The sequence below is a fragment of the Microbispora sp. H11081 genome, from assembly GCF_012999535.1.
Lineage (GTDB): Bacteria > Actinomycetota > Actinomycetes > Streptosporangiales > Streptosporangiaceae > Microbispora.
On sequence record NZ_JABBWV010000001.1, the window covers coordinates 971,638 to 982,774 of the forward strand.

At 69.9% G+C, this 11,137-nt stretch carries 11 protein-coding genes; 8 read left to right on the top strand and 3 right to left on the bottom strand.

All coding sequences use genetic code 11. From position 1 onward, the window contains the following. Positions 1-8: 8 nt before the first annotated feature. Positions 9-923 carry an ABC transporter permease gene (locus tag HHX31_RS04380; protein WP_211589188.1) on the bottom strand — a complete coding sequence of 305 codons (915 nt, stop codon included), beginning with the start codon at positions 921-923 and terminating at the stop codon, positions 9-11. A gap of 107 nt (positions 924-1,030) precedes the next feature. Beyond that, the gene (locus tag HHX31_RS04385; RefSeq protein ID WP_169945183.1) at positions 1,031-2,626 is read right to left on the bottom strand and encodes an ABC transporter substrate-binding protein; all 1,596 of its coding nucleotides are present in this window, start codon (positions 2,624-2,626) and stop codon (positions 1,031-1,033) included. A 285-nt stretch (positions 2,627-2,911) separates the two neighbouring features. Between HHX31_RS04385 and HHX31_RS04390 the strand changes: the two genes are divergently transcribed. Genes HHX31_RS04390 through HHX31_RS04400 form a run of 3 tightly spaced genes read left to right on the top strand, consistent with a single transcriptional unit; the run spans position 2,912 to position 6,439 of the window. Continuing rightward, entirely contained in the window at positions 2,912-3,940 is a 1,029-nt protein-coding gene (locus tag HHX31_RS04390; protein WP_169945184.1) for an enoyl-CoA hydratase/isomerase family protein, read from the top strand. After that, positions 3,927-5,087 (top strand): CoA transferase, encoded by a 1,161-nt coding sequence (locus tag HHX31_RS04395; RefSeq protein WP_169945186.1) that lies wholly within the window; start codon positions 3,927-3,929, stop codon positions 5,085-5,087. Before HHX31_RS04390 ends, HHX31_RS04395 begins: the two co-directional genes overlap by 14 nt. Continuing rightward, the gene (locus HHX31_RS04400) at positions 5,084-6,439 is read left to right on the top strand and encodes an amidohydrolase family protein (RefSeq protein WP_169945188.1); all 1,356 of its coding nucleotides are present in this window, start codon (positions 5,084-5,086) and stop codon (positions 6,437-6,439) included. The genes HHX31_RS04395 and HHX31_RS04400 overlap by 4 nt, the downstream gene beginning before the upstream one ends. Here HHX31_RS04400 and HHX31_RS04405 read toward each other — a convergent pair. After that, a complete protein-coding gene (locus tag HHX31_RS04405; protein ID WP_169945190.1) occupies positions 6,436-7,461 on the bottom strand; it encodes an MBL fold metallo-hydrolase in 1,026 nt (341 codons plus the stop codon). The two genes, HHX31_RS04400 and HHX31_RS04405, sit on opposite strands and share 4 nt — an antisense overlap. A 294-nt stretch (positions 7,462-7,755) precedes the next feature. Between HHX31_RS04405 and HHX31_RS04410 the strand changes: the two genes are divergently transcribed. The 5 genes from HHX31_RS04410 (at position 7,756) to HHX31_RS04430 (ending at position 11,049) form a co-directional block, all read left to right on the top strand. Then, a complete protein-coding gene (locus HHX31_RS04410) occupies positions 7,756-7,896 on the top strand; it encodes a hypothetical protein (protein WP_169945192.1) in 141 nt (46 codons plus the stop codon). Between the two features lie 11 nt (positions 7,897-7,907). After that, on the top strand, positions 7,908-9,407 hold the full coding sequence (locus HHX31_RS04415) for a class I adenylate-forming enzyme family protein (protein WP_169945194.1): 1,500 nt from the start codon (positions 7,908-7,910) through the stop codon (positions 9,405-9,407). Positions 9,408-9,622: 215 nt separating this feature from the next. Then, positions 9,623-9,940: a TetR/AcrR family transcriptional regulator gene (locus HHX31_RS04420; RefSeq protein WP_169945197.1), complete on the top strand. Its 318-nt coding sequence runs from the start codon at positions 9,623-9,625 to the stop codon at positions 9,938-9,940. Then, positions 9,933-10,766, top strand: coding sequence for a metallophosphoesterase (locus tag HHX31_RS04425; RefSeq protein ID WP_169945199.1), 834 nt, complete (start codon positions 9,933-9,935; stop codon positions 10,764-10,766). The genes HHX31_RS04420 and HHX31_RS04425 overlap by 8 nt, the downstream gene beginning before the upstream one ends. A 37-nt stretch (positions 10,767-10,803) precedes the next feature. Then, the gene (locus tag HHX31_RS04430) at positions 10,804-11,049 is read left to right on the top strand and encodes a hypothetical protein (protein ID WP_211589189.1); all 246 of its coding nucleotides are present in this window, start codon (positions 10,804-10,806) and stop codon (positions 11,047-11,049) included. Positions 11,050-11,137 lie beyond the last annotated feature (88 nt).

The following is an 11,137-nucleotide window of genomic DNA, read 5'->3' on the forward strand; positions in this document are numbered from 1 at the left end:
CTCCTCTCTTACGCCGACCGGTGGCGGACGCGGGGGTCGATGAGGCCATAGGAGAGATCCACAAGTGCGTTGACGACGATGTAGGCAGTGGCGACGAAGATGACCGTGCCCTGGAGCATCACGAAGTCGCGCAGGAAGATCGACTGGATCATGAGCTGGCCGATGCCGGGGACGACGAAGAGCACTTCGACGATCACCGAGCCGCCGAGCAACCGCCCGGTGTTCACGCCGGCCAGCGTGATCAATGAGAAGGACGAAGGACGCAGCGCGTGCCGGAAGAGGATGTGCCCCGTGCTCAGCCCCTTGGACTGGGCCATGGTGACGAAGTCCTCCTGCAGCGTCGCCAGCATGTCGGTGCGAAGCAGTCGCTGGTAGACGGCGGCCACCGGAATCGCCATCGTCAGTGCGGGCAGGAACGCGTGGTGCAGGTTCTCCAGGGGAGACTCGCCGAACGCGACCCACCCCGTCGTCGGGAACCAGCCAAGGCCGAGCGTCAGGTAGTAGATCAGCACCAGACCGAGCACGAACTCGGGCACCGAGATCATCGCGAAGGCGCTGCCGGTGGTGAACCGGTCGAACACCGTCTTGGCCCGGTACGCCGCGAGCGTGCCCAGCGGGATCGCGACCGCGAGGGCCATCAGCTGAGCCAGCACCATCAGTTCGAATGTGACGGGCAGCCGGTCCAGAATCGTCTCCATCACCGGCGCCCCGCTCCGGTAGGAGGTGCCCAGGTCGAGCAGGAGGGCGTCGCCGAGCCAGGCGCCGTAACGGACCAGGAACGAGTCGTCCAGCCGCAGGTCGGCACGGACCGCCGCGATCGTCTCGGGGGTCGCCTGCTCGCCCAGAATCGCGACCGCGGGGTCGCCCGGCAGCAGCTCCTGGAGCGAGTAGACGGCGAGGGAGACGACGAACAGCGTCCCCAACGCCGTAGCCAGCTTGAGGGCGAACGCTCTTACCCTCGCAATCCAGCGCGCCCTGTGGGGCGGACGCGCCGCGGGGCGCGTCCCCTCCACAGTCTTGGTCGTTGACTTCACTTCTCAATCCACAGGTAGGCAGGGCTCCAGTCGGCGGGGCTGGTGGCGGTGTAGCCCTTGACGTTCGGCTGGGTGATGATCGAGAAGTTGTCTGCCCAGTGGAAGACCATCGGCAGGTCCTTGGAGAGGACCTCCTCGAAGTCGGCGTAGGCGGCCTTGCGCTCCTCGGGGTCGAGCGACTGGCGTCCGCGGGTCAGCGCCTCGTCGGCCGCCGGGTTGCAGTAGCCGAAGGAGTTCGACGTCGTCGGGCCCTTGCAGGTGAAGGTGGGGAACAGGATCAGGTCGGGGTCCGTGCTGTTCCTCGGCCAGCAGCCGATCTGGTAGTCCTTGGCGAAGACCGCTGCGACGTACTGGGCGACGTCGGGCGTGTCGAGCTTCACGTCCATGCCGACCTGAGACAGCATGTTCTGGATGAGCTCGATGTAGCGTCGGCGGTCGGGGGCGTTGTGGCAGCCGAGCGTGAAGGACAGCGGTCCCTTCTCAGCCTCGACCTCGGCCACGAGCTTCTTCGCCTCTTCCTGGTCGTAGCCCGGCCACTGCGCCTTGCCGGTGTACCAGAACGAGCCTTCACGGAACGGCCCCTTGATGTGGGGCATGCCGCCCTGGAAGAGCGCCTGGTCGAGCGCGTCGGTGTTCACGGCGAGCGCGGCCGCCCGCCGGACCCGGACGTCGTCGAACGGAGGCTTCTCCAGATTGAAGATCAGGCCGGTTCCGCCCACGCCGCCCTTCGGTTCGTGCAGCGTCGCCAGCGTCGGATTTTCCCGGGCCCACTTGATCTGGTTGGGCTCCTGGAACCACGCCGATTCGATGTTCTTGCCCTGGAAGGCGGCGAACCGCGACTGGGTGTCGCTCATCGGGATCTCGTGGAACTCGTCGAGATACGGGAGGCCCTGCTGCCAGTAGTCGGGGTTCTTCTTCATGACGGTGACCTGGTTGGGAACCCACTTGTCGAACTTGAACGCACCGGCGCCGACGGCGGACGTCCGGCCGTAGTCCTCACCGGCGGCCTTGATCGCCGTCGGCGAGGCGATCGCGCCTGCCGCGGTAGTAAGATTCGCGGGGAATGAGGCGATCGGGGAGGCGAGCGTGAAGACCACGGTCAGCGGGTCTTTCGCCTCGACTTTTTCGATGTCCGTCACGAATGAGCGGGCCGACGACGCGTTGTCCGGGTCCAGGTGGCGCTCGATGTTGAAGACCACGGCCTCGGCGTCGAACGCGGTGCCGTCATGGAACTTGACGTTCGGGCGCAGCTTGAGGGTCCACGTCTTGGCGTCGGTGCTCTCCAGCGACTCGGCGAGGTACGGTTCGACGGTGCCCTGGTCGTTGAAGCGCGTCAGGCTGTCGTAAATCGCGACCATCGAAGAGTCGAGGGCGCCGCGCTTCAGCGGGTCGTAGTTCGACTGGACGCCGACTGACGCGTGCCGGAAGATTCCTCCGCTTACGGGCTTGCCCTCACTGGAGGCATCGGCAGGGCGCGCGGCGTCCGGTTCCGAGGCGCTAGAAACGCATCCACTGATTAAGGTTGCACTGAGAAGCGCGGACACCGTAAGTGCGAACCGACGGCTCTGGCCTCGAAATTTGCGGACCTGCATACCAACGTCTCCTCGTCCATCACGTTGACCGACTCGGTCGGTGGCTGTGATTATGGACACGTACTAACCGGCCGGTCAATAACTAACCGCTACCTTTCGCAACCGTGACCAGGGCCCATGATCAGCAGTTCGTACAGGGCTCCGCCGGACGATGGCGGCAGCGTCACGGCGGCTCGGCCGGCGTGCCGGGCTCCCGGTCCGACGGGCGTCTGCCTGCTACTTCGAGCCCTTGCTGGCGTCAGCGATTGGCAATAGCGTGTGGGATGGTTCGCCGAGGAGCGTTCGATGGACAAGTGGCTTGCTGTGCGTGACCTGGCCGACGGGGCCGCGGGCGTCACCGGAGAGGAGTCCTCGCCGCCGGTTTTGGTCGTTGACCTGGGCGCCACCGATTGGTCCGATACCTCGATCATGAGCGCGGCCGTGCGGGCGCTCACCGAGCCGAGCGTGGTCGTGATCGGAGTGTCCGACACCGCGCTTCCAGCGGCGGCGGCCGACCTTCTCGAGCACCTCACGCTGACGTTCGCGCCGGGAGGACCGGGACGGTCGTGGGTCGCGGTGCCCGAGGTGGAGACGGCCGTGGCGGCGGTCGCAGCCACCGTCGTCGCGGTGCCGAGGGCGAGTGTGACCCTGGCCATGCTGCTGAGGTCCACCGCGCGGATTCCCGTGCGCGACGGTCTGCAGATGGAGTCGCTCGCCTTCTCGACGCTGCAGTCGGGACCGGAGTTCGCGGCGTGGCTGGGCTCGCGCCCCCGGCGCGAGGTCAAGCCTTCGGGTGACGTCGTCGGACTCGCCCGCGACGCCGGCGTCCTGACGATCACGCTCAACCGTCCGGAGCGCAGAAACGCCTTCGGACGCGAGATGCGGGACCGTCTCATCGACGCCCTTGAGCTCGCGGCGCTCGACCCTTCGGTCGAGCAGGTCGTGCTCCGCGGCGCGGGCCCCGCGTTCTGCTCCGGTGGCGATCTCGACGAGTTCGGCACCTTCGCGGATCCGGCGACCGCGCACATCCTGCGGACGGCACGGAACGCGGGCCGGGCCGTGCACGTCATCCGGGACCGCGTACGCGCCGTCCTGCACGGTCCGTGCATCGGCGCGGGCATCGAGGTCCCCGCCTTCGCCGGCCGGGTCGAGGCCGCGGACGACGCCTCGTTCCGGCTCCCCGAGCTGTCGATGGGGCTGATCCCCGGGGCGGGCGGGACGGTGAGCATCACCCGCAGGATCGGGCCGTGGCGCATGGCGTACCTCGCGCTGACGGGCACGCCGATCGACGTCGCCACCGCGATCGACTGGGGATTGGTGGATGCCGGAAAGTGACCTCGAGGCGCTGCGGGACTGGGCGGACTCCGGGGCGATGGCACTCACCGGACGACCCGGCGGACATCCCCTCGCTCCTCCCGGCCGTGCCGCCACGATCGTACGGCGCGGGCTTGAGCGGCTGCGCCTCGATCTGCCCCCTCTCCTCGCCGAGCGTGCGGCCCTCACCGGTTTCCGCCGCAACGGTCCCTGGTCGCCGGGCGGCAAGTTCCGCCTGTTGCGGGCCGCCGACGGCTGGATCGGTCTGAGTCTGGCCAGGAGCAGCGACATCGAGCTCATCCCTGCCCTGGTCGAGGCGCCGGTAGAGACGCCGTCGCCCGGAGACGACCTGTGGGCCACCTTGCGCGCGTGGGCGCTGGGAACGACGGCTCGGGCCGCCGACGACCGGATGACGCTTCTCGGGCTCCCGGGTGGCGCGGTGCCCTCGCCCGTCCCTCGGCGTCCAGGGGTGCGGCTGACGACGCTCGGGCGGCGCTCGCCGCGGGCGAACCCACTGATCGTCGACCTCACCAGCCTCTGGGCCGGGCCGCTGTGCGCACGGCTGCTGGGACTGCGCGGAGCACACGTGGTGCACGTCGAGAGCCATGCTCGCCCCGACGCCGGCCGGCGCGTGACGCCCGCGTTCTACGACCGGCTGCGCGCCGGGCACGAGCGGGTGACGCTGGACTTCCGCGCGGAGCTCGGAACACTCCGCGAACTGATCGCACGGGCGGATCTCGTGCTGGAGGCGTCGCGGCCGCGGGCGCTGCGGCACCTCGGCGTGCTGGCCGAGGAGGCGGTCGCGGCGGGGACGTCGTGGCTGTCCATCACCGCACGCGGGCGGCAGTCGAACGCGGTGGGCTTCGGTGACGACGTCGCGGCGAGCGCGGGTGTGGTCGTCGAGGACGCGGACGGGCTCCTGCCCGCGGCGGACGCCCTCGCAGACCCGCTCACCGGCGTTACCGCGGCACTGGCGGCCACCGACGTACTCGCCGGCGAGCACGCGTGCCTCATCGACGTCTCGATGCTCGACGTCGCCCGTGAGTCGCTCGACGGCTGGTCCGCTCACCCGCCGCACCGTGTGGTGCGGCGCGGCGAGGGGTGGTGGGTCGAGACCGCGACCGACGCCTTCCCGGTGCGCGAGCCTGGCGAGGGCGTACGGTCGTGAGGACGCTTATCCGCGATGCCGAGGTCGCGGGCCGCCGGGTGGACGTCCTCCTCGACGGAGAGCGGATCGCGACGCTGGGCGAGCCCTCGACGATCAGGCCGGCGGCGCGGGACGAGGTGATCGACGGGGCCGGCGGGGTGCTGATGCCTGGGCTGCACGACCACCATCTGCACGTGCTCGCGATCGCGGCGCGAAGCCGGAGCGTCGACCTCGGTGGTGACAAGGGCCTGGCCGCACTCCGCGACGCGGACGGCACCGGCTGGATCCGCGGCACCGGCTACGACGAGGATGCGCTCGGCAGTCTCGACCGGTACGTCCTGGACGCCTGGGTGCCCGACCGGCCGGTCAGGGTGCAGCACCGCAGCGGAGCGCTCTGGGTGCTCAACTCCGCCGCCCTGCGGATCGTCGGTCTCGACGGAACGGGCGGTGAGTCCGGTGACGTCGAGCGCGTGGGCGGCGAGCCCACGGGAAGGCTGTGGCGGTACGACGCGCGCCTGCGTCAGGCACTACCGGACGACAACCGCGTCACCCCGGAGGAGATCGCCGCAGTCGGCCGGAGACTGGCGTCCTACGGCATCACGGGCGTCACCGACGCGACTCCGGAACTGGACGCGGCGGCAGCCGCACTCATCGACCGGCTGCCCCAGCGTGTCACGCTGATGGGCCGCACTCCGGGGGCTCCCGTCAAGCTGCATCTCCGCGACCACGACCTGCCTTCGCTGGACGACCTCAAGCAACTGATCTCGGCCGCTCGCGAACGCGATCGCCCGGTCGCGGTCCACTGCGTGACCGCCGAGTCGTTGCTGCTCACGCTCAACGCGCTCCAGGAGGTCGGCGCCCGGCCCGGCGACCGGATCGAGCACGCCTCGGTGGTGCCGCCGGGAGTGGGGGAGTGGATGGCGCGGCTCGGCGTACGCGTGATCACGCAGCCCGACTTCCTCCGGACCCGCGGGGACGGCTACCTGCGGAACGTGGATCCCGTTGACCGGGGGCACCTCTACCCCTACGCAGGCCTCCAGGCCGCGGGCGTGCCCGTCTGCGCGTCGAGCGACGCGCCGTACGGCGAGCTCGACCCGTGGCGGGTGATCAAGAGCGCTTCGACGCGCGAGACGATCGAGGGGGACGTCGTCACCGCCGCCGAGCGCGTGACCGTCGGCCGTGCGCTGGACGGCTACCTGTCCCCGGTGGACCGGCCGGGTGGCGCGGCCCGCACCGTCCGCGGGGGAGCGCCCGCCGACCTGGTCCTCCTGCACGTGCCACTGGCGGAGGTCCTGGTCGACCCGCGATGCGACCTCGTCCGCGCCACCTGGATCGAGGGCAGGCTGGTCGGCGGGATGGCCGGCCGGAGCTAACTCGTCGCGGGCGGGAGCCGCCGCCAGACACCCCGCGCGCCGGGGACTTCCTCGACGAGTCCATGGAGAGCGAGACTCTTCAGGTGGGCGAGGGTCTCGTCGAGCGCGATGCGGACCCGCACCGCACCCATCTCCTGCCACGGCATCGACCACGGCATCGACTCCGCGATCTGCCAGAGGGAGGCCGAGCGCCCGTCCAAAGCCGCGAGCACCTCGGCGAAGCGGCCGTTGTGGTGCGCGACCAGGTCGAGGGCCCGCTCGCGTACGCCGACGAATCGGTACTCGTGCGCCGGATACGCGACGGACGGGTTGAGGTCCGCGACCTTGTTCAGCGACTCGATGAAGCGGGTGACCGAGTCGCCTTCGAAGCCCTGCACTCCGATGTGCGGGGTGATCCGCGGGAGTATGTGGTCGCCGGTGAGCAGCGCGTCCAGCGCGGGCAGCCGGTAGCACAGGTGGCCGGGCGTGTGACCGGGCGTCCAGACGGCGCGGATGTCCCACCCCGGCACGGGGATGAGGTCGCCGTCCTCGACGAGCCGGTCCGCCGTGGCGTACGAGCTCGCCGGGGTGGCTGGATAACGTGGCGGCAGGCCCAGTCGGGAGTCGCCGTCGGGCGCCCCGGCCACGCGCAGCGCGGTCGAGACGTCCTCGCGCGGTTCCCGCCGCATGGCCGTCACCATCGCGGCTTCGGCGGGATGCATCCCGATCCAGCAGCCGGAGGCCTCGCGGATGCGGGCGGCGAGACCGAAGTGGTCCGGGTGCGAGTGGGTGACCATGATGCCCCGCACTTCGCTCACCGAGCTTCCGATCGCGGCGAGCCCGGCCTCCAGGGCGGCGTGGCACTCGTCGTTGTCCCAGCCGGCGTCGACCAGGTACGGGCCTTGGCCGGATTCGAAGGCGTAGATGTAGACGTAGCGCAGGTCGGGGATGGGCAGTGGGAGTGGGATCACCCAGAGTCCGGGAGCGAGGAGCTCGACGGGCGGCATCGACCTGACGGGGTTGGGCTGCTTACTGGCCGACATCCCGCATCCCTTCACTAGAGGAAGTGGCAACTCCGCGCAGCAGCATTGACCGGGCGGTTAGTAAGTTATACCGTGACGTACGGCATAAGCCCATAGCAAGCGCTGTCCCCCCAGGTGACAGCCGTTTACTACTCCGCAGGGAGCCTCAATGAGCGATTCCCCCCGAATCGGCGCCAAGTTGAGTTGTGGGAGTTGCGGCGCAGAGATTGTCGTCGTGAAGTCCCCCCAGCAGGCGTTCACTTGCTGCGACCAGCCGATGACCTCCGTGACTGCCTCTGCCACCAGGAGCCGGACATGATGCAACTCGGTAAGCGTTACACCTGCGCGTCCTGCGGATCCGTCGCCTTGTGCTGCACGGCCGGTTCCGGTGAGGTGCACTGCTGCGAGCAGGCGATGGTGCCGATGGAGGCCAAGAGCCTTCCCTCGTCGGACTGAATGGGAAGCACATGGACTCGGCCAATATCATCACCATTCTCACGATGGCGGCGCAGGGGTTCGGTGACCGCGTCGCACTCGGCCCGGCCGGCTCCGGCACCACGTACGCCGACCTGCTCACCCTCTCCGGGCAGGTCGGCGACTGGCTCGCCGGGGCCGACGCCGACCAGTTCGTCCTTGTCGACGTGAACTCCGACCTGATGCCCGCGCTCCTGTTCGGAGCGGCGCTGGCCGGCAAGCCGTTCGTGCCGGTGAACTACCGCCTCGCGGACGACCGGCTGCGCCGGATCGTCGAGCGGACCAGTCCCAGCCTCGTCGTCGCAGAACCCTCCGCGGTGAAGCGGGTCGAGGGCATCGCCGGTGTGACGGTGGTGCCGCGCGACGCGGTGCCCGGTTTGATCGCTCAGACGACGCCGCGGCTCGAGCCGGTGGAGGGTTCGGACATCGCCGTGCTGCTCTTCACCAGTGGCACGACCGGCGAGCCGAAGGCGGCCGTGCTCCGGCACGACAACCTCTTCTCCTACATCGTCAGCACCGTGGACTTCCTGTCGGCCGACGCGGACGAGTGCGCTCTGATCAGCGTGCCTCCGTACCACATCGCGGGTGTCGCGGCGGTGCTCAGCTCGACGTTCGCCGGGCGCCGGATCTACTACCTCGAACAGTTCAACGCCGAGGAATGGGTGAAGGCCGCCGCGGAGCAGTCGGCCACCCACGCGATGGTCGTGCCCACCATGCTCGGGCGCATCATCGAGGTCCTCGAGCGAACCGGCGAGCGGCTCCCCGCGCTGCGTCATCTCTCCTACGGCGGTGGTCACATGCCGACGGCCACCATCGCCCACGCCCTCGAACTGCTCCCGCACGTCGATTTCACCAACGCCTACGGCCTCACCGAGACGAGTTCCACGATCGCCGTGCTCACGCCCGACGATCACCGGGTGGCGAACGCGAGCGCCGACCCCGCCGTCCGGATGCGGCTCGGGTCCGTCGGCCGTCCGATCCCGTCGATCGAGCTGTTCATCGCGGGGCCTGACGGCAAGCCCGTCGCCCAGGGTGAGTCCGGCGAGATCTGGGTGCGCGGCACCCAGGTGTCGGGGGAGTACCTCGGCGTCGGCAGCACACTCAAGGACGGCTGGTTCCGCACGCGCGACGCCGGCCGTCTGGACGCGGACGGCTACCTCTACGTCGAGGGCCGCCTCGACGACGTGATCGTCCGCGGCGGCGAGAACATGTCACCCGGCGAGATCGAGGACGTGCTCCGGCAGCACCCCGCCGTGCGCGAGGCGGCGGTCGTCGGCATCCCCGACTCGGAGTGGGGCGAGGCGATCGCCGCCATGGTCGTCTGCCACGAGGGTGAGTCCGTCAGCCAGGAGACCCTTCAGAAGTGGGTGCGGGCGAGTCTTCGCTCGTCCAGGGTTCCAGAGCTGGTCGTGTTCCGCGACGCCCTGCCGTACTCGGAGACCGGCAAGCTCCTGCGGCGCGAGATCCGCAGCGAGATCTCGCCCAGCGCCTAGTCACCACAGCCGGATTTCGTGATGTCGGAGCCAGTGATCTCCCGCCACAGCTGCGGCCGGGAGAAGGTGCCTTCCTCTGACCGCAATGTTGCTCAGATCCGTACGGAGGGAAGTTCCACGAAAGTCGGAGTGGTCCACAAAAGGGACTGTTGATCCGGTTCATGTCGTGAGTAATATGCGGGCCGGCAGTCCGAATATCGACGGCGGGAGACGGATTGGGCGAGCGCCGTGAGAGGGCCGATGCCGGCCGCAACCGCCGGGCGATCCTGTGGGCTGCCGAGGAACTCATCGCCGAGCACGGCTTGGACCACGTCTCGCTGGACAGGGTCGCCGCCGCGGCCGGGGTGGGAAAGGGGACGGTCTTCCGGCGGTTCGGCAGCCGCACCGGCCTCGTGACCGCGCTGCCGGAGGAACGCGCGGTGTCGATCGGCGAGGCGATCGGCACCGGGCCGCCTCCCGTGCGCGGGCTCACCGAGGTGGTCCTACACGCGCCCGCTCCCGAGAGGGCGTCCACGGAGGCCGCCCTTGTCTAGCGGACGGCTCTTCGCCATCAGCGACCTCCACATCGGCTACTCGGAGAACAGGGCGATCCTGGAAGGCCTGCGGCCGTCCTCGCCGGATGACTGGCTGCTGGTGGCCGGCGACGTGTGCGAGACCCTGGCCCACTTCGAGTGGGCGATGCGCCTGCTGTCCGAACGCTGGGCGAGGGTCGTGTGGGCGCCCGGTAACCACGAGTTGTGGACCCATCCCAGCGACCCGGTCACCTTGCGCGGGGACGCGCGCTACCGCCGCCTGGTAGAGGTGTGCCGCTCGCTTGGCGTGACGACCCCCGAGGACCCGTACCCCGTCTGGGAGGGCGCCGGCGGCCCCGTCGTCATCGCCCCGCTGTTCGTCCTGTATGACTACACCTTCCGCACCCCCGGTGCGCGGACCGCGGAGGAGGCGCTCGCCCTCGCGTACGAGACCGGGGTGGTGTGCAGCGACGAGATGTTCCTGCACCCCGACCCGTACCCGTCCCGGCAGGCGTGGTGCGCCGCGCGACTGGAGGAGACCGAGCGGCGACTGCGGGACCTGCCGGACGGCCTGCCGACGATCCTGGTCAACCACTACCCCCTGGTCCGCGAGCCGACCCGGATCCTGCGGTACCCGCAGTTCGCCATCTGGTGCGGCACCGAGGCCACCGCCGACTGGCACCTGCGCTTCCGCGCGGCCACGGTCGTGTACGGCCACCTGCACATCCCGAGGAGCACCCGGCACGACGGCGTCCGCTTCGAGGAGGTCTCCGTGGGATACCCGCGCGAGTGGAGGCTCCGGGAGACCGCTCCGGGCCGCCCGCGTCAGATCCTGCCGGTCCCGTGAGCGGGCGGATCCTGCCCGAAGGAGCGGCCGCGCGGAGGTGTTCGACGACCCGCCGGGGATGACGCTCCACCCGGAGGAGGCGGCGTACGGCGCCAAGGCGGTGGACAAGCGCCGCGGCGAGTTCGCCGCCGAGCGGCACCGCGCGGGATACCGCGCGGCCGTCTCGGCGCGGGCTCTGAGCGTGGGCATCGATGCCGAGCCGCACCTGCCGCTGCCCGACGGGTCCTCGACGCCGTCTCCCTGGAGGAGGAACGGCGAGACCGTCGCACGGCCCTCTTCCTGACGCGCCGCCTTCTCCCGCTTCCGGGTCGTGCTCATGTGCCCGAAATCTGGGGCTTAGGGCTGCTTTAGTGACCGCTCCTAGCGTTTGA